The organism is Nocardia brasiliensis ATCC 700358 (assembly GCF_000250675.2).
Taxonomy (GTDB): domain Bacteria; phylum Actinomycetota; class Actinomycetes; order Mycobacteriales; family Mycobacteriaceae; genus Nocardia; species Nocardia brasiliensis_B.
Map to the genome: position 1 here is coordinate 5,718,583 of NC_018681.1, position 19,419 is coordinate 5,738,001.

Genomic DNA, 19,419 nt, shown 5'->3' on the forward strand with positions numbered 1-19,419 from the left:
TGACGCCACGCGCCGAGCACGTGCTCGCCGAAGCAGGAACGCCGACCTGGGGTGACAGAAGAAGAAGTTGGAGCACCATCATGAAACCCAACGGCCCGCCGCGGGTGCGGCCCGCGGGGGCGGAAACAGCGCGGAGGCACCCCGGAGTGTCCGGTCGACGCCAGATGATCGAGGGCTAATCACTGGCCGATTCGTCGGGGGTCGCTTCGTGGGCCGTCTGCCCGTCGGTGCGGCGCGCTCGTTTGAGTTCGGCCTCGTGCAGGTGGCGCTGCCCGCCGGTGAAACGGCGTGCTTGTTCTTCCCAATCACGGAAGCGGGCGTAGTAGGTGTCGTCGTATTCCTCGACCACCTGGAAGGTCCAGCGGCCGGGAATCACGTTGCGGCCGACCAGATCACGCTGGAGGCGGTCGGCGAAATCCGGGTGGCCCGCTTCGCGCAACATCGTCGCCGCGGTCTCGACGGCGAAATCGGCGGTGCCGGTGAGGCGGTGGAAGCTGTAGAGATGCCCGCGCGCGGCTTCGACGATCTCGAGCGCTTCGGTCAGTTTCCCGACTGCCGCGACGGTGGCGGGGTCGTAGTCGTCGGCGGTGGGACTGTCGTCGTCCAGGCGGGCATCGGAGATCTGCGTCATGCGTGCCAGTTACCCCGCGATCGGCAAATGATGCATCAGCGATGCACGCTGCCGTGCTGGGGCCGCAGGACCTTACCGAACGACTGCAGCACGGTCTCGGCGAGCTCTGGACAGCCATCGCCAACACGACGACGCTGGCAGAGTGGCGCCCCACCAGCTACACGACCTGATCACCAGGCCGACCGCGCACGCCGCGGCTCCAACAGACCAGCGCGATGGCATTACAGAAGTATTTCGTAGCCGACCTCGCCACGGCGCGGTAGCGGCAAGTTCGGCACGGGCCGATAACGAAGACGAAAGTCGAGAAGCGCCCTGATCAGGGCGGGGTGGGCCGACCGGACTGGACCCACTCGGTGTAGCGGGTGTGGCAGTAGTCCAGAACGCGGCGCCACTCTGTGCCGGTGCGGCGCTGGACAGCGATCGACACCAGCGGCACGGTACCGAGGAACCCCGAGCAATAGCCCTCGCACAGCACCGGCCCGAACCCTCGCGTGCGTTGGCTGTCGTCGTACGCGGGAACGTTGTACCACTGGCCGCCGAAATGACGACGAAAGACTTCACCGACGAAACGGGCGAACCCATCGACGGTCTGTTGATTGGCGGGGCTGTCTTCGGTGCCGGGCTTGGGGAAGCGTTGCAGCAGTGCGTGTTCGGCACGATCCAATCCCTCGGCAGACCACAGATCAGCGCCCGCCACCTCCGGGGCGACCTCGGCAAGGAAGCGATCGAGCCGCTCATCCATCTGCCCCAGCCAATCCAGCCAGCGAGGATCGCACTGGTCGCTCTAGCCCTGCTGCGCGTGCCGGTCTCCAGAATTCCCCGGGATCCACGAACCACCGATTGCCGGACACCGCGGCGCGTGCAGGGATGGTTCTCACCGACGCGAGCCCGCGTCGAAACCATCGAGAACGGCCCGTTGGTCCTGCGCGACTACCCGCCCGGGCGCACCAGCGGGCAACAGATCGCCGAGAATGCATTACACGCCACCGGGAACTCTCCAGAGCAACTGCGGTACTACGCATTCACGACCGACCAGCCACGCCAGCTCTGGGACTTCCGAGGGCGGTGCGCGGACCGTTACGACGTCGGTGCCGATAGGTCCGTCGAAAGCGTTGCGCTGCCGCCGATCCGGAGCCACCGCCGTCATGTGCCTGGCCACGCGCAGTTCACGCCTTCGGACGTTTCGGCGATGGCGGTGTGCGGGAGTCTGTGCGTGCTGTTTGATGCATCGGTCGTGTACGCGATGCTGGACGTACGTAGCAGGACGTAACGCGAAGGTCCGGTCCTGGTACGACGACGAAGCGGTGCCGCTTTGCGACGATGGCCGTGTATCTGGGGAGGTCGCTATGGTCGGAAGGCGCTCGAGAGCAGCGCAGCGTGGATTTGTGGTCGAGCAGGTCCACAGAGGGGAAGGAATCTCGGAAACTGTGCACGGCACCCCCCGGCAGCTGCTGGCGGGCCGTGTGCGTGGTTACCGAGGGTATCGGCCTGAGCGGGGAGGATCGGCACGGCTGCGTTTGGTGCCGTCAACCCAGGTGAACCTGGATATCAGTATTGGTGCGCTGCCCCGGCTGAACGGCTCGACCGCTGTGCCTGCGGGGGCGGTTTACGGTATGCGCACGGGCCCCGCCGGACTGGCCCGCTTTGATGGCCAGGGCATCTTGGTGGGACTGTCCCCGCATGGGGCGTACACGCTGCTGGGCGTACCCCTGTCGGAAGTCGCAGACACCGTGTTCGACCTGGTCGACGTATTGGGACGTCCGGCTGCACAGATAGTGGACAGGCTGGCGGAGACGTCGGAATGGCAGGCGCGCTTGGCGTTGCTCGACGATGTGCTCGCCGTCCGGGCTGCGAACGGCCCGCAGCCCGCACCACAGGTGGTCTGGGCGTGGCAGCGATTGTGCCGATCCAACGGACGTGTTTCGATCGCTCGGCTGGCCGCCGAGGTGGGCTGGACGCGGCGGCATCTGTTGACCCGGTTTCGCGAGCAGATCGGGCTGACGCCCAAGACCGCGGCACGTGTGCTCCGCTTCCAGCAAGCCCTGCAACTACTGCACCAGCCTGGGGATCGCCCGCCTCCGGCCCGCGTCGCGCAGATGACCGGCTACAGCGACCAAGCCCACCTCATCCGCGAGTTCCGCGCCCTCGCCGGCACCACACCCGTCGAGCTGACAGTCGACTGGCCTCACCGCTGAGGTTGAGGCGATACCGGGCACAACGGGAACCTCACCTGCGCCATGCCAGCTCTCGTCGTCGCGCAGTTCCCATTCGTTCAAGACCCGACCCTCAGCGATCGGAAACAATGAGATCCTGCACACCCGACCGGGATGCGAGTTGGGAGGGGGTTCAATGCTTCCTGGGATTACAGAACACCGCGTTGTGGGCTGCGGCGCGCCAAAATTCGCACTTACACCGCGGCATCGCGAGACGCAGGGTTCCCATTCGTTCAAGACCCGACACCCAACAGTCGGATACGACAGGGATAGCGGCCGCCTCGAAGCTGGTTCGCGATTTGGTCGGGTGGACAGCAGCACACGAAAAGAACGTACCTCGGCGACAAGAAAGGCGCCCGGGCGGTACATCACTGAGGGCGGGACTGTGCTCGCGGCCCTCGAGGACTCTGATCGTGTTGCCGACTCAAGCGAAGGTTTCGTTGACGGGCTCACACCCAAGGCCTGTCGGGAGACGTGAGAGGAGGTGAAAAGAATGGTACGTGCATCGATTGCTCAGCGGGTGATGTTCTCGATTGCCCGGCTGGTAGGCATCAAGGAACGCCAGGCAACGCACACGTGGAAATAACAAGGTGTAAATACCGCCGCGGGGAGGGCGGTCTCAATTCCCTGCGGCGGCATTTCCTCCACTAGGAGAATAATACAAAGCAGGGTGAGGGGCCATGATATCAGGATCTGGGTTGTCGACGGCACGTATGGAGGTCAGGAAAATTCCGGCTATCCCGCTTGATCGAACATCCGCCATCCTTTCCTACAGCAAAGATCGGCTAGCTTTTCTCTATGCCGCTGCGCGTGACCACGGTCCCGTAGTCGAACTGTGGCCGAAAACATTCCTCGTCACCGGCGCAGAGGAAGTACATGACGTTCTACGGGTTACCAACCGTAAGACGGCAAAGGACCGCGACCTCCGTCTCCGTAAGGCGAAGGAAGTTCCAGGATCCCCACAACTCGCCGACTGGATGTCGACGCGTCGCGCGGTGATTCGGGGCATGACCACCGAGATACTCGCCGAACACGCGACCTGGCTCGCTATTGAGGCGGAAACGCTCGTGGATGAGTTGGCGATGCGCGGCTGTGTCGCAGACCTCCCCGAGTCGATCGAAGGCTTGACCTCGCGATCGATCGCGCGATTTTGCTTCGGGAGTCGCGACGCGTCTGCAGTTCTCGATGCGTCGCAGGCCGCGCTTGATGCGCTCTTCCCGATCTTTCTGAGCACGTTCGAGTTTCCGGCGTATCTGAAGGCGCTGCAGCCACGCGAGTGGGCGGCTGGTAGGCGGCTACGTGATCTGCGGCGTGTCTTGCGGAAAGCGATTGAAAGCCCCGGCGAGGGCGGGGTGGTGGACGTTCTCAAATGCAACGGCGCTAAAGAGGAGATGATGATCAACGCCCTCACCTCAATCCTGCTTGCAGCGCATTGGGTTCCAGCAGCCGGGATTTCCTGGGCGATGGTAGAACTGGCTCAGAACCCAGTCGAGCGACGGTTGGCTATTGAGGCGGCTAACGCTGAGTGGGCTCCTGGCGGGCGATCGCGCACTCTCGAGCGGGTCATCGACGAGACGCTGCGTCTCTGGCCGCCGATCTGGATCTCCGATCGCGCGATCGAAGAGGAGAGCACGTGCGGGGCTTGGACGCTTCCGGCGCACTCGCGCGCCGTCTTGCCATTCTGGGTGATCCACCGACTGGCCACCTGCTTTGAAGATCCCGAGCGCTTCGACAGTCGACGCTGGGAGGGGTTGTCTCCTCCACCCGGCGCTTATGCGCCATTCAGCGGTGGGCCTCGGCGGTGCTTGGGCGCGAATTTCGCTCGGGTCGAGATGTCGACCATCCTTGCCGTGCTGCTGAGGAACCTGCACATCGAGTTGGAGGGAACAGTCGTTCCGGATGCGAGCAGCCAATTGAGCCCGGCCGGCTACAAGCTGCACATGAGGAGGGCAAACTAAGTGCTTCATCATGCGACGCTGGGTAGGTAATCGGGTCAGCGGATCTTGGAGGGGACGGCGGCTACCTTGGCGCGCCCAGCGATATCGAAGTGGTCTATCCGCCCACCAATGCGTCGTGGCTGAACTGACCAAACAGCTCAGGTCATGAGTGCGTCACTGGGAAGCGCGTTCTGGTGGCTGTGGGGCTCGTCGGGCTCGTCGAATCTGGGGGACGGGATCGTCAAGGTCGGTGCGCCGCTGGTGGCCATCCAATACACCCGGTCGCCCATGCTGGTGGCGAGTATCGGTGTCGCGGTGAGCTTGCCGTGGCTGTGCGCGCTGCCGGCAGGGGCGTTGGTGGACCGGGTGGATCGGCGTCGAGTCATGCTCGGAGCCAACGGTACGCGGGCAGGGCTTGTCGGCGTGCTGGCGCTGGCCATCGTGCTCGATATCGGGTCGATTTGGTTGCTGTATGCGGTCGTGTTCGCCTTAGGACTCACCGAAACTATCTACGACACTGCCGCGCAAGCGATCTTGCCGCAGGTGGTGCGGCGGGACCAGCTTTCACGCGCCAACAGTCGCCTGTTCGCGGTCGAGCTGACGGCCAACGAATTCGTCGGCCCGCCCCTGGCCGGGTTGTTGATCGCGGGTGGCGCGGCATTGGCGTTCGGCATCCCGGCGGCTCTGTGGGGTCTGGCGATCGTTGCGTTGTTCCTCGTTCCCGGCCGGTTCCGGGTCCAACGGACGCATCGCAGCACCGTGCGGGCTGATATCAACGAGGGCTTGCGGTACCTGCGGCGACACCAGATCCTGCGGACCCTCGCCGTGATGACCGGGGGTTTCAACATCGCGACCGAGGCGATGATGGCCATCCTGGTGCTGTACGCGGTAGGGCCCGGGTCGGCCATGGGGTTGGCTGAGCAGGCGTACGGAATCGTCCTTGCCGCTTTCGCCGGCGGGGCACTGGGCGGCTCATTCGTCGCCGCTCGGATCGAGCGTGTGCTGGGTCGATCTCGCGCGCTAGCCGTGGCTCTCCTCAGTGGCGCGCTATCGGTTGGCATCCCAGCCGTAACCGCGAACCCCTGGGCCGTGGGCGCCGGGTTCTTCCTTGCGGGTGTTGGTCTCATGCTGTGGAACGTGATCGTAGTGTCGCTGCGGCAGCGGATCATTCCCCACCGGTTACTGGGGCGGGTCTCCAGCAGCTACCGGCTCGTCGCCTGGGGTAGTAGGCCGCTCGGTGCCGCCGCCGGGGGTGTGCTGGCCCAACTGTTCGGGTTGCGGGCGGTTTTCGCCGTCATGGCCCTGCTCATCCTGTCGACCCTGACCGGCCTGTGGGTCGTGACCGACGAGCGGATCACCGCCGCCGAACGCGAAGCCGGCCACGCCTGAATTCCGGTGGGTGTTCAGCCTGACATCGCCGAGAACTCGTGTATCTCGACGATCGACCAAGCGAACCCACACAGCTACATCCGCTGCACCCGCGACCGCGCCCTTCCGCTCGCGCTGTCCGAGGACGTCCGGACGCCCTCGGTGCCGGCATCGCCGCCGTTCGGCGCGTAGGCGAACGCACCGCGTTCGCCCCATCCTTCGGTGCAGGTCCGACCCTGTCATGGCATGGAGGTTGAGCGTCTGCGTCGTCGTAGGCACCATTGCCACCACGGCGATCATCAACCTCGCCGCGGGCGGCATACTGTTCGACACGATCCTGGCCTCCACCGGGTACCCGCAGACGACACGGCCACGTACCGAAGCAGTTGGGCCGCCACAGCGTTCACAGTCGGGACGTTGCGTCGTGGCTCAGTGTTATCGCCGCTGCCAGAGGTTTGGCACAGCGTCTTCGGGCGCGTTCGGGCCGAAGTCATACTCGTCGTCTCCTCGGTCCGTTCAATCGACCGAACCATTGTGGGTCAGCGGCGCTGTCGGCATTCTCCAACCATGGATCAGGCAGCTGATAGCGAGACAGCGGAAAATCTGGACGATGGTTTTCCGGTAAAGCCGTTGGTGCTGACGAGCGCGACCCGCCAAATCGAGAAGGCCACCCTCGTGCCATTAACCGTTCCGGTGCCCCAAACCGGTCACGCGCTGGTGAAGTCGGGTTTCGTCGGTCAGCTCGAGTTGCGGCCGGACGAGGTCGACGCAGCCGTGGCACTGCTGGCGGAGCAGACTTCGCGCGATGAGAGCAGCGCGGCGATGCCGGCACTGCTGCGGTCATGTGCGGGCGTTCAGGGCGCAGCACGACCGTGGCCGGGCGACTTTGCAGCGCTGCCGTTGGATCGGTTGCTCGCGTTCGGGCACGCGTTGACCGAGGTGCGCCGCAGGCGGCTGGAAACGGCAAGTCCATCGGAAGTTGAGAGCCTACGCCAGGCCGTGCTCGCGGCGAGTACGGCCACACAAGGGCTTGCCCTTGTCACCGCAGAAAGCCCGTTGGGCATGTTGAATCTGGAGCGACTGGAGATGGCTCCGGCCGGGCTGGAACGTGGCGAGTTGATCGCAACGGTTCCGCTGGCGCCGATGGAGGAAACCGCAGTCGTGCACAAGGAATGGTCGGTGCGGACGAAGGAGTTCACCTCCATCGTCACCGATTCGCTCGAAGAGTTCAGTGAAACGGGGGTCACCGACAACACTGAGCTGGCACAGTCGACGAACTCGCAGACCCAGCATTCGAATCAATTCAATGTCACGGGAACGGTCTCCGGCGGAATACCCGTCATCTCCGGATCGGCGAGCTCCGGTTTCAGTGCACAGGGCTCGGAATCACAGTCGGCCGCCGATAGCAGGAAACACGCGAAGACCCTGACAGAGAAGGCATCTACCCGGTCCAAGCAGGAGCACAAGGTCACTATCTCGACGACCACCGTGACGGGCTCGGAGATGTCGACCACACGGAAGCTGCGCAACCCGAGCGAGACCGAGCCCATCCGGGTCGATTACTTCAGCATGATGCGTAAATGGCGGGTGCGGCTCTACCGATATGGTCTACGGCTGACCTACGACATCGTGATCCCCGAGCCCGGCGCGGCGATGCGCGCGGCACACAAGGAACTCGAGCAGTTGAAGAGCCGACTCGGCCCGTTCGAATTCACCGTCCCGTTCAGCGATATCACCGAAGAAGTGCGCGCCGGTGAGACACAGCCGCACTATCGCGTGCTCGCCGACCGATACGACGCGCAGAACGTGCCGCTGCCGCCGAAAGCGCATCCGCCCATCGCCTACCGGGCCTACGACGGGGGAACGCCGAAGGATCGCTTCGTTACCCAGCGGACACTCGATGGCATTCCGGCCGACAACGAGATCCTCGACGTCACCATCGACGGGCGGATGGAACGCTACAACGATACGATCGGCCGATTCTCGGTCATCGGAACCTCGCTCTACATTCCCAGCTTCCCGCCCAACAAGGAGTACGTTTTTCCCGCGGGAACTGTGTTGCGACGCAACACCGATGGCGGCAACTTCCTCGCAGGCGCGACTGGATCGCCCGTTGTGGTGTTCTTCTGGGACGAGGTCGCCACCCAATCGGTCCAGCTGACCGTCCGGTTCCAGCCGACCGAGCGCGCGATCGACCAATGGAAATCCGATGTGTGGACTGCGTTGTTCAATGCCGCGCAAACACGGTACTTCGCCGAGCAGCAGGATATCGCCACGCGGATCCAGCAGCTGGAACAGCGGCTGAACGGCGTCGACACGCTGACACTGCGACGCGAGGAAAGCGACGAGATCATGAAGGGCGTCGTCCGGTTCATCGCGGGCGAGGCCTATCAGTACATGGCCGACGGCGCGATCACCGCGTTCGACAAGGCCAGCATCGACAGCGGCGGCGCGAGCCAAGCGGCGTACGGCATCGGGTTCGTCGCGAACAACCTCGAGATCGATGACAAAGACATGGCGGCGGTACGACAACACGAGCGGCTTGTGCGGCTGATCAACCAGGCCATCGAATGGGAGAACGTGGTCAGCTTCCTGTACTCGTATTTCTGGGATACGCCGAAGAGCTGGGATTTCGTCCGCGACCTGCAGCATCCGGACGCCACGCGGCAAGCATTCCTGCGAGCCGGTGCCGCGCGCGTGGTGCTGACGGTGCGCAAAGGGTTCGAAGACACCTGGCTCAAGTTTGCCGAAAGTGGTTTCACCAGCCCCGAATTCGAGCCCGACGCCAGATACCTGCGCATCGCTCAGGAAATCGCGGCCTACGACGACCGCAACTACCCGGGCATCCCACCGGCCAACCCGGCTCGCACCGCGACCCGCCTGCAGGACGCCGTCTACGCGGCATCGAACGCGGTGGTGCGAGCGAGCGAGAGTCCGGTCACCATCAAGGTCGACTCCACGGTCGGATTCGTGGTCGGCGAGCGCGTCGTCATCGATTCCGCGGACAACCGCGACGCCGAGGGGCGAGTCATCCAGGAATCGCAGCCCATCACCGCCGTCCTCGACGCGACCCGCCTGGTCGTGGCCCGGTTGCGTTACGACCACGACGGCTCGGCGACGCCGTTCGCCGTGGTCCAGCCGGGGATGAAGGGCGCGTTGATCGCCGAGTGGACCGAGTACACCCCTACCTCCGGCACTGACATCGCGATCACCAGCGACCTCACCGAGATCGCCTGAACGGAGCCGACCATGGCCACACCTGCTGCCACCCCGGCGCCGGCGCCAGGAGTATTCCGCCCCTTGCCGCTCCCGCCGGACCTCGCGGCTGCTCGAGCGGCGGGCCGCCGTGTGGGGATCGCATACGGTGAGTTCGCGGCGTGGGAGAAATATTTTCTCGGTCTATTCGCCGAAGGCGGGGTTGTGCAAGGCGTCGCGCTCTGGGACAGGCTGCCCCCCGAACGCAGACTCGAAGCTATCGCCCTGGTGAAGAACGCCTATGACTCTCTGCCGAAGCTGCCGCCCAGCACGAGCATCGCCATGGCGCGGGTACTGCGCCAAGGATTCGAGGAGGGAGCCAAAGCTGGTTACGAGGCAGAACTTTTCGCCACCCGGGCGGTCTGGGTCGCGTGCGAGCTCGCGAAGGCGTATGCCACGGCAAAGGCTTCCACGCCGGTGCCCTACCACGTCGGCGCGTCCATCAACCTGACCCGAGACTGCACATCGCATACCGCAGCACGAGCGATCCTGGAGATGACAGGCGTCGAAGTCCCTGTCGATCGACTGGTACGGAACTTCGGCGTCCCCAAAGTCTCCATAGCGAGTTACCGGGACGCAGTGAGCTACGCCCGGAATTGGTTCGAAAGGGTCGGCATCCGGCTCGGGGCCAAGCCAGTCGATCTCCTGCAAGCGATCCAACGCAGGGCCGTCGGCCGCTACGTGGTGTTCTTCCAAGGTGAGGGGCACGTGGTCTTCGCCGAAATCACCGCCACCGAGACACGAATCATCGACGACCAGGCAGGCAAGATGTGGCACACCATCATCGAGGCACAGAACTACCTCAAGGAACCGATCGGCGCCGCCAACCGCATCGAGTCGATAGTGTTGCCATTCTGAACCAACCCCGGCAACGTCCCGCGGCCTGGAGAGACCAGGATGCGCGGTAACTCGAGCTGCCACCGAATCGGCCGGATCATCAGTGCCACGCTGCTCGCGGGCATGGGTACCCCGCAAGATTGCCGCGCGTTTGGTGAACAACTTCTGCAACAGGGGCGACCAGTCGTCCTGGCTGCGTTGCACGATGGCCGCAACGGCGTTGTCGCGAAAGGAATTACGGGTTTCACGCTTTGACGGTAGGTACTTGACCTTCGATGCGGCGCAGCCGCGGGAGAGCTACGACACCAAAGTGTTCACCTGGACCTTCCACCTCAGCGACTTCATGATCAACAAAGGCATCAATGGCCTCAACACCCGGATGGGCTGCTTGACGTGGCTGACCCGCAACGGCGAGCCACAGAGCTGGTATCAGGACAAAAGCCACAAGGACCTACCTATCACCTATCAGTACCACGGCAGCATCCCGAACAATGTGGAGTACGATAAATATCAGCTGTTCGGAACTTGTCAATTCACCAACAATACAGTCCGGAAGAAGCCGAACGGCAGCATAGCCTATGGTGTGACCCTCGCTCAATTCGGTCATGCCTATCAGTTCATCAAGAGGTAAGGACGCACGGAGAGTAGCCACATGGTCAGATCGGTTCGCGCGCGAGAATCGCTGAGAAGAGTGCATGTCTTATTCGTACTTCTCGGCTCTTACGGTGCAGCGCTGGGAGTTCTAACTGGGCTGACATTATGGGCAATATCGAATGTGTCCATCGACATCGAGATATTCCAGCAAGACGGCCAGTACGTTCAGGTATCACCGCCGGGAACCGTTGCGCAGATGCATGGTTGGCCCAGTCCGTGGCTGCTCGTGTTGACTTCGATTATGGTCGGGGTCATGACCGGAATCCTGACCGCCTGGATGCTCTCCCGGGCGGGGTGGCAGCTGACCCGAACCTCGGGAACCACAACACCCATCCCACGTCCGCACACTGGCCAAGGCAGCGCCGATGAGTGACCGGGGCGTCGTCCGGGAGTGGCGTGTCGAGGAGGGGTGGGGTGTCATTGATGCTCCGAGCGTTCCAGGTGGATGCTGGGTCTCGTTCGCCGCGTTGAAGTTCGAGCGTCGAAACCTCGACAACGGTCAACGGGTGGAATTCGAGTGGGAGCCTGCCGAACAGGACGGGTATGACTTTCGTGCCGTGCGGGTCTGGCCCGAGGGTGCCGCACCCGTCGAACCACAGACCCGGCAGGCAGGCCAAGGCATGACCATGGCCGCCTGGGATATCGATCCCATCACCAACCAGCGACACCAGATAGACGAATAGAACAACGAACGTTCGGTGCAAGGGCGCGGGCATCACCTCCGGCATAACCGGCGGCTATCTCGCTCACCCCCGACCACTCCGCACGCACCGTCACCGACGGTGTATCGAAATCGGTTGTGGGGCCGTCGGCTTCGTACTGAGTCGCCGCCGGTCTCGATTGTCACAATCTCGGCCAGAGTCGATGCGCCCAGCAGCGCGGCCCACTGCGCGCGGCGGGTCGGTCGCAGGCTGAGTCTCTCCCACTGCCCTGAGGCGATCGTCGGGGCTTCTCGCCGCCAGAACGCCACCCAGTACCCGTTCATCGCCTCCGCCGAGAACTGGCTCGGGTCGCGGCGCTGATGCAGGTATGACGTGCTCCTGGCACCCGACCATCTCGGCAGGAACTACGGCGCTGTGCGGATCCACCGGTCCGGCCCGACGAACGAGTTCCGGAGAGGTTTGGAGGTGGTCAGCGAAGCCTTGTTCGAGTGTCTCGAGGTGGAGGATGCGGTGGCAGAGACGACCACTCCAGGGGCGAGTCGGCCGATTCGTCGGATGGTGGCGCCGCTCGCAGCGACCTCAGCCAAATGACTACTCATTGGGGTTGACGATCTAAGACCACCGCGAGTCGTTTCCACCCTCGTGGCCGTCGGCAAGGTGAACGCCTCGTCGTGTCGTTCGGTTGACCGACTGCGCCGGCGGTTGTGCGTTATTACATTGGTTATGGCAATTGGAGGTCGGGCTGCGACGGACATGCCCGTGGTGGCCGGTCTTCCGGTGCCCCACCGCAGGCGGCGCACTGCCGTGCAGCCTGTATCTCATCTGGGCGCCGGCGAGATTCTGAGACAATCGCGGAAATAGAATGGAGCGTCGATGTCTGGCTGGAATCCGAAAGTCCGGAAAATAGCATGGGACATGATGAGTCCAGAACGTCGGAGGGAGTTCCTCCTCGAAGAACAAGAAGAGGAAGCCCGTCAGGCATGCCGAGATGCCTTGCCGGCCATGAGCCCAGAGGATCGGGCGTACTGGCAGCAGCGTCTTGCTGAAGGAACAGTCAAGTCCTGGTCGCAGTAGCGTCGCCTACGACGAAACCACCTGGCCCCCAGATCAACTCAGTCGATGACGCGAATCTGGACCAGACGAAGCCAGTATATCGGCACACTGAAACGGCCCGGTCCTCTCGAGTATTACTGGCGCGTGGCCAGGCCGTGAAAACTCGGTCCTTTGGTCGGGGCGCCGAGTCTGCTTGGTCCGGGCCGAAGTTGGCCGGTGCGTACTCGGCCCCGCCCGTGATGTGGTTACGCTGCGCGGCTGGCCGCCGTACTTCCCGAGCAGGCGCCGCCGGGCCCTCTTGCTTCGCCGCGGCCGGCCCCTTGCACTGGCACCCCGCCGTCTCTTGTGGTGGGTTTCGGGCTGTTGGCTTGGTCGATGCCGGCAGTGCCTGCGATTCAGGGGCTCTCGCCGTGGGCGGTGCTCGCCCGGGTCGTTCTGGTTGCGGGTCCGGTGGCCGCGGCGGGATGGTGTTTCACCCGGTGTGGCCCGCCGGGTGGCGACGGCGAGCCGTGTCAGCGTCGTCGACGCGGACCGGGGACGCGATGCGACGCCGACCATGGCGATGTGACCGCCTTCGACCGCTGGGGGTCAGGGTTCCTGGCCCTGTGCGACCGGTCCGGCGAAACACCGGACGGACGAGCTCGTGCTTGCGGCCGCCGCTCAATCCTGTCGGGTGAGGGTTTCGAGCAGGCGCTGGACGCCGTTGTCGCTGGAGAGGTGCTCTAGGAGTTCGACACCTTCGGCTGCCGCCTTCGCGCTGCGCGGAAACATGGTCCGCTCGTGCTTGCGCAGCGCGGCCTCGACATCATCAGGGTGTGTGGCCAAGGCTTTGCCGAGTTCGGCACCATCGAGCATGGCCAGGTTGGCGCCTTCGCCGTTCGCGATCGACAGGTGGGCGGCGTCGCCGATCAACGTCACTCCCGGCACCCGTTCCCAGCGATGCTCGATCGGCAGCGTGTAGAGCGGCCGAAAGACCGGTTCAGCGTCACCGTCGGTGATCAACGCCGTGAGTTCCGAAGCCCAGTCGTCGAATTCCCGCGCGATTCGCGCGGTGGCCGCAGCGACATCGGTGAAATCGATGGCGGCGAACCAGTCCAGCGGCTTGGCGAGCTGTGCATACGTGCGCAAAGTGCCGCCTTTCTCCCGATGGGCGTGGATCCCCTTGCCCGGTGCCGGCGCCGTCATCGTCCCGCCGCCGACCAGCTTCGCGGCGGCCGGATGCCGGGTGTCGGCGTCCGACATCACGGTTTCGACGTACGCCACACCCACGTATTCCGGTGTGGCACAAGACAATAGCGGCCGGACTCGGGACCACGCGCCGTCCGCGCCGACCAGCACATCGGTGACGATGCTGCGGCCGTCGTCGAAGGTCACCTCGTGCTTGCCCGCACCGAGAGCGCGGGTGCCGCTGACTTTGCGGCCCCACTGGACGGTGTGGTCCGCAAGCGCGTCGAGCAGCATCTGACGTAACTCACCGCGTTGCACTTCGGGACGGCCACCCGTGCCGTCGTCGGGCAGGTCGACCAGGACGTTCCCGTGCTTGTCGAGCACTCGGACCGCCTGACGGCCCTCTAGAACAAGTGCACGGAACTCCTTCGACAAGGCAGCCGCTTCGACCGCGAGCTGTCCGTTGTAGCTGTGGATGTCGAGCAGCCCGCCCTGCGCGCGCGCCTTCGGTGAGAGTTCGGCCTCGTACACCGTGGCCGGTATGCCGTGCAGGTGCAGCACGCGGGCCAGCGTTAATCCGCCGAGTCCGGCACCGATGACGGTGACGGGAGTGTGGTGCAGGTCGGGTGTCTGTGCCATGCCTCGACTCTGCGAGTGCTCGATTGCACGGATCTTGCGCATACCTTGCATGTACTTGCACCGCAAGGCTATTGGTGTGCGCCACCGCGGACGCGGGCTGAATGGTCGGCCGGCTGAGCCGCGAGTACTCGACGGGCACTTGGTTTCGACAATTGGTGTGCGGTAGGCATCTGGAAGACCAAGAGCCCCGCCCGGCTCGTCATACCCGGTCGACGTCGCACCGGATGACGGTGCCACCCTCCTTCTCGATGTAGCGGTAGATGGTTTCTTTTGCCTCAGGCGCCGATTGTTCGAGGGTGCCACCACTCCGGACGAACAGGTCCCAGGTGTCCGTCCTCCCGTCCGGCAGACTGTAGGCACACTCCACATACGCGCCGGTCCCGTCCGGGTCGGCCACCGCGATACCGCTCGCACCGGCGAGCATGGATCCCAGAGCAATTCGAACACGGATTTACGGACGAACGACATCGAATCCGCTGAATTTCTATAGTTCGGCGACGGCTATCCGGCCGCGGGCCGCGCCTACATGAATTATTTGCAGTGCCTATCCTGATGTGCCGATCTGATGTCGGACGGCCCGAACCAAAGCCTAGTGAGCGTGACTGTTTCGCATGCTCTGGATCGGGCAGTTCGATGTGGAACACGCGCTGCGCGAGCGGTTCCGCGAACTGGGCGGTGCGGTGGAGTACGCCACGGAAGCCGTTGGCCTGGTGCAGGATTCGGATCGTGTCACGGTGACCGTACGGGCCGCAGCCGGTGCGCGCACGATCACGGCACGCTATGTCGTCGGCACCGACGGCGGCAAGAGCACGACCCGTCACCTGATCGGTCTCCCGCTGGAGGGCGAGACCCGCGAGGAGGAACGCTGGTACCTCGGCGATGTCACCGTCGACGGCTTGCCGCGTGACCGCACCCACGTCTGGACCTCCAGCGCCGGAAAGCTGAACCTCACACCGGTGACCGCGCCCCGGACATCACCGGCCTGCACGGCCCCCGCGGCGCTGTCGACCTGTTCGACCTCACCCGTGGTCCGCAGTGGACCCTGCTGGCCTTCGACATCGACGCGGCGACCACGGATTCCAGCCCTCGAACACATCGCGCCACCAGGCGGATGCCCATGAATGTATCTCTCCCACAACGAGGTTCGGAAGCGGCGGTATGCCGTCCGCCTCGCCGACGACGGGGGGATCCCCGGTTCGCCGACGGGATCCTCAGCGCAGGAAGAAGAAATTCGTGTCGCGCATCGTAACGGGGGAACTGGATCCGTCCCTGCGAATTTCGTGCCGGATCACGCGGCGGTCCCGCCCTGGCGGATTCCTTCCTGCGCCAGGGCGAGCCTGCTGTCCAGGTCAGGTCCACCACGCGGGCGGCAACCCCGGCGAGCCACCGTCCGAAGGTCCGGCTAGCGCGGTCCGACGCGCGGTTTTGTGCCCGGCTCCTGCGCTGGTTCGGACTGCGGATCGGCAGGGATTCCGGGCAGGGGCAGTTTGTCGGTCGCGTCGGCGCGGGTCACCTCGGCGTCGACGCCGGGGAACGTGGTCGGTGTCATCGCGGGCGGCTGGGTCAGGCGTAAGGCGGAGGTGAGATCGCCGAACGTCTTGCGCCGCCAGCCGGAAATGTTCGGTTCTCGCACGCCGGTGAACCATTCGAGGAACCGCAGGCACGAGGTGTGATCGAAACGTTCGGTGGCGACCCAGCCACCGGCGGTCCACGGGGAAACCAGAATGGTCGGCACCCGGTATCCGCCGCCGATCGGCGCGCCGTCGACGAATTCGTCCTTCTCATTTTTCGGCGGCAGCGGGGGGACTACATGGTCGAAGAGGCCGTCATTTTCGTCGTAGGTGAGGATGAAAACGGTTTTGGCCCAAAGCTGCGGGTTGGCGGCGAGGGCGTTGATACGGTCGGCGATGAACTCGGCACCGTCCGCGGGGCGGTGATCGGGGTGCTCGCAAGCTGCGGCGTTGGGCAGAATCCACGAGACCGCGGGAAGGTTTCCCTCGCGCGCGTCGCGCTCGAACTGCCCGATCGGCGCGGTGGCGATCCCCTTGGTGTAAAGCGGCGAATCCGTGGGCAGTCCGCGGAATTGGGCGAACTGCTCGAGCATGTTCAGCCCGTAGTCATCTATTTCGTTGTAGACCTTCCAGCTCACCCCGGCCTGCTCGAGCCGCTCCGGATACGTGGTCCAGGTGAAGCCGCCCGCGGGCGTCTTGTTGCGAATGAGCGGGCCACCGTGTCGACCGGCAGGGTCGATGGTCCCCGTCATCCACATCATGCGGTTGGGCCAGGTGGGACCGAGCACCGAGCAATGGTAGGCGTCGCACACGGTGAACGCGTCGGCCAGCGCGAAGTGGAACGGGATATCGGCGCGCTCGTAATAACCCATCACATACGGGCCGTTCTTGCCGTCGGCTTTACGATGCGCGGGCAGCCATTTGTCCATTTTGCCGCCGTTCAACGCCTCATGTTGCACGCTCCATGCGTGCGAGGTGGACGGAATCTTCTGCACACTGTTGCGGTAGGTGTCCAGATGGAACGGCAGCGTGTAGCCGTCGGGATTCTGCGGGTCGGGTTGCTTGAATACCGAGGTGCCGTCCGGAAAACGCAGCGCCTCGGGATCGGAGAAACCGCGCACTCCGGGCATCGTCCCGAAGTAGTGGTCGAACGAGCGATTCTCCTGCATCAGCAGCACCACATGCTCGATCGGCCGGGGTGTCACCGGGTCGGCCAGCACTCGCTGCACATTCGGCGGCATGGCCGCGAACGCCGCCGCCAACGCGGCACCTCCGAGGAGTCGACGCCGTGTGAAACCCCTTGCGGCCGTGTCCGATTCGTCCACAATCATCCCCTTGACTCGTTCGAGCAGGCGATCGCACGCTACTGCGCCACGGTGAACGAATCGTTTCCATTCAGTAGCATCTTCGCTGCCTGCTCACATGGCGCGTTCACCCGCGGGTGGCGTGCATGTGGGATTCGCCGGTGAAACGAACCACGACGCGACCGACGCGTCGTCGCCAGGCCCGGGCGGACGTCGGGCCGCAGTCGATGTGCGAATTCGACGGCTCGGGAGAGCGCCCGTTCAGTCGTGCCGGGATCGCAATGTGGTGGTGAACGTCATGCGGTCGCCACGGTAGAGCGATCGCCGGTGTTCGATGGGAATTCCGTTCTGGTCATACGAGATTCGGTTGAGCAGGAACATCGGAGTCCGGGCGTCGACGGTCAGCAGGGCGGCTTCGCGGGCATCGGGCAGCGTGGTGTCGATGCTGTCCTCGGTTCGTTCGAACTTTATGCCCCGCTCCATGATCGCGGCATAAAGCGAGCTGGTGTGATCGAAGTTGTCGAACATCCCGGGATAGCGCTCCGCCGGCAACTGGGTGGTTTCCAGGCCGACCCGGTAGCCGTCGGTAGTCAGGACACGCTCGAGTTGCGTGATCGGCGCTCCGACTTCGACATGGAGATGTCCGGCGAGTTCTTCGTCGGCGACCAGGTGGGTCCAGCCGACCAGGATGCGGCTGGCGCTGCGACCATCCGCCAGGGCGGCCTCGGTGTACGAGCCGATCATGAGCGGCTGCACCACCTTCGGGCTGGCGACGATCGTGGTGCGGCCACGGCGTTCGATGCGGCCTTGCAGGAGTACCGCCCGCAGCGCCTGGCGAACGGTTTCGCGGGAGACGTCGTAGCGTTCGGCGAGTTCACGCTCGGCCGGAAACGGGTCGCCAGCGGACATGCCGTCGAGCAGTTTCTCCAGTTTCGCGCGCAGCGCTTGATGTTTCAGCTCTCGGGGTTCGGTGCTCGCGGTCACGAGGCGACCCTATCAAACCTTGGTATATACCAAGGTTCAGGAGTTGTTAACCCCTCCGACAGGCAAACAGCACTCCTTGGTATATACCAAGGATCAGAGTTGGCGTCCATGACCGCCGCCGCCATCCGGACGCCGATACGACCTCCGAAAGTCGCTCTATTCCAATACATTTCGAACTGCTCGCTCTCAGCACGGCCGGGACGATCGGCTCCGGCGAGAAAGACTGCGTCACAATGAAAAACCGCTTTCGCCGCCATGCCGTGACCACTGCGGCCGTTCTGACCGGTCTGGCGCTGGTCGCGTCCGGCTGCTCCAGTACCGACCCCAACGCCCGCAACGCCAAAGGCTTCCCGGAAACCCTGACGCTCGCGGCCGTCCCGGCCGAAAACTCCGCCGACCTGAAGGCAAGCTACGCCCCCGTCGTCAAACTCTTGGAGCGGGAGACCGGATCGAAGGTCGAGTTCAAGCAGGCCTCGGACTACGCAGGCGTCATCGAAGGCATTATCGCGGGCAACGTGGATCTGGCGTTCTTCGGCCCGTTCGCCTATGTGGTCGCCGGTCTCAACAAAGCCGAGATCACCCCGCTGGGCGCGGTCATCAAGGCCGCGGGCGCGAAACCCGGCTACCAGTCCTACGGATTGACCAAATCCGACAACGCCTCGATCAACGGACTGAAGGACTTCGCAGGCAAGAAGGTGTGTTTCGTCGATCCCAGCTCCACCTCTGGATATCTCTATCCGACCGCAGGGCTGATCGAAGCGAACGTCATCAAATCCGGTTCCGTGGCCGATATTTCGGCCGGTGTCACTCCCATCTACGCCGGGGCACACGACGCGTCGGCGCTTTCGATCGCGTCCGGCGCCTGTGACGCGGGATTCGCCTTCGACACCATGATCGACAAGACCATGATCGACAAGGGCGATCTGCGGGCGGGACAGCTCAAGACCGTATGGAAGTCCGAGACCATTGCCGGGTCGGTCTTCGCCGCGAACAACGCCCTCGGCACCGAGGTGATCGAAAAGCTGAAAGCCGTCTTCACCACCGGACTCAACGCCGCCGACCTGAAGAGCAGCGGCATCTGCTCCGACGAATGCCGAATCACCGATGAACGCGCCTGGGGCGTGGTCCCCGCGACGGACGCCGATTACAACGGCGTGCGCAAGGTCTGCGAGATCACCGGCTCCAAGAAGTGCAAGAGCTGACG

General features: G+C 64.2%; 15 protein-coding genes. 9 read left to right on the forward strand and 6 right to left on the reverse strand.

Annotated elements, in window-relative coordinates:
• Window positions 1-175: 175 nt before the first annotated feature.
• Window positions 176-631, reverse strand: a complete 456-nt coding sequence (locus O3I_RS25135; protein WP_014985804.1) for a hypothetical protein — start codon at window positions 629-631, stop codon at window positions 176-178.
• A 316-nt stretch (window positions 632-947) separates the two neighbouring features.
• On the reverse strand, window positions 948-1,373 hold the full coding sequence (locus O3I_RS42970) for a hypothetical protein (protein WP_014985805.1): 426 nt from the start codon (window positions 1,371-1,373) through the stop codon (window positions 948-950).
• 793 nt (window positions 1,374-2,166) lie between these two features.
• On the opposite strand from O3I_RS42970, the gene O3I_RS45635 reads away from it, so the two are divergent.
• From O3I_RS45635 to O3I_RS44090, 7 genes are all read left to right on the forward strand, one after another.
• On the forward strand, window positions 2,167-2,826 hold the full coding sequence (locus O3I_RS45635) for a helix-turn-helix domain-containing protein (RefSeq protein WP_051066757.1): 660 nt from the start codon (window positions 2,167-2,169) through the stop codon (window positions 2,824-2,826).
• A 716-nt stretch (window positions 2,827-3,542) separates the two neighbouring features.
• Complete coding sequence (locus O3I_RS25155; RefSeq protein WP_167829178.1) at window positions 3,543-4,802, forward strand: cytochrome P450; 1,260 nt, start codon at window positions 3,543-3,545, stop codon at window positions 4,800-4,802.
• 144 nt (window positions 4,803-4,946) lie between these two features.
• Window positions 4,947-6,170 carry an MFS transporter gene (locus O3I_RS25160; protein ID WP_014985809.1) on the forward strand — a complete coding sequence of 408 codons (1,224 nt, stop codon included), beginning with the start codon at window positions 4,947-4,949 and terminating at the stop codon, window positions 6,168-6,170.
• 201 nt (window positions 6,171-6,371) lie between these two features.
• Window positions 6,372-9,386, forward strand: coding sequence for a hypothetical protein (locus O3I_RS25165; protein WP_202804875.1), 3,015 nt, complete (start codon window positions 6,372-6,374; stop codon window positions 9,384-9,386).
• Between the two features lie 12 nt (window positions 9,387-9,398).
• Entirely contained in the window at window positions 9,399-10,262 is an 864-nt protein-coding gene (locus tag O3I_RS25170; protein ID WP_141692100.1) for a hypothetical protein, read from the forward strand.
• A gap of 244 nt (window positions 10,263-10,506) precedes the next feature.
• Entirely contained in the window at window positions 10,507-10,872 is a 366-nt protein-coding gene (locus O3I_RS25175; RefSeq protein ID WP_014985812.1) for a hypothetical protein, read from the forward strand.
• Window positions 10,873-11,260: 388 nt separating this feature from the next.
• A complete protein-coding gene (locus O3I_RS44090) occupies window positions 11,261-11,578 on the forward strand; it encodes a cold shock domain-containing protein (protein ID WP_193364881.1) in 318 nt (105 codons plus the stop codon).
• A 1,692-nt stretch (window positions 11,579-13,270) separates the two neighbouring features.
• Here O3I_RS44090 and O3I_RS25190 read toward each other — a convergent pair.
• Both O3I_RS25190 and O3I_RS25195 read right to left on the reverse strand, forming a co-directional pair.
• Window positions 13,271-14,416, reverse strand: a complete 1,146-nt coding sequence (locus O3I_RS25190; RefSeq protein WP_041562866.1) for an FAD-dependent oxidoreductase — start codon at window positions 14,414-14,416, stop codon at window positions 13,271-13,273.
• Window positions 14,417-14,615: 199 nt separating this feature from the next.
• Window positions 14,616-14,840 carry a hypothetical protein gene (locus tag O3I_RS25195; RefSeq protein ID WP_014985817.1) on the reverse strand — a complete coding sequence of 75 codons (225 nt, stop codon included), beginning with the start codon at window positions 14,838-14,840 and terminating at the stop codon, window positions 14,616-14,618.
• 187 nt (window positions 14,841-15,027) lie between these two features.
• Here O3I_RS25195 and O3I_RS25200 point away from each other — a divergent pair, with 187 nt between their 5' ends.
• A complete protein-coding gene (locus O3I_RS25200) occupies window positions 15,028-15,537 on the forward strand; it encodes an FAD-dependent monooxygenase (protein WP_014985818.1) in 510 nt (169 codons plus the stop codon).
• Between the two features lie 281 nt (window positions 15,538-15,818).
• Here the strand turns inward: O3I_RS25200 and O3I_RS25205 are convergent, their stop codons facing one another.
• Window positions 15,819-17,258, reverse strand: a complete 1,440-nt coding sequence (locus O3I_RS25205; RefSeq protein WP_014985819.1) for an alkaline phosphatase family protein — start codon at window positions 17,256-17,258, stop codon at window positions 15,819-15,821.
• A 234-nt stretch (window positions 17,259-17,492) separates the two neighbouring features.
• Window positions 17,493-18,215: a GntR family transcriptional regulator gene (locus O3I_RS25210; protein ID WP_014985820.1), complete on the reverse strand. Its 723-nt coding sequence runs from the start codon at window positions 18,213-18,215 to the stop codon at window positions 17,493-17,495.
• Between the two features lie 233 nt (window positions 18,216-18,448).
• On the opposite strand from O3I_RS25210, the gene O3I_RS25215 reads away from it, so the two are divergent.
• Complete coding sequence (locus O3I_RS25215) at window positions 18,449-19,417, forward strand: phosphate/phosphite/phosphonate ABC transporter substrate-binding protein (RefSeq protein WP_014985821.1); 969 nt, start codon at window positions 18,449-18,451, stop codon at window positions 19,415-19,417.
• Window positions 19,418-19,419: the final 2 nt, after the last annotated feature.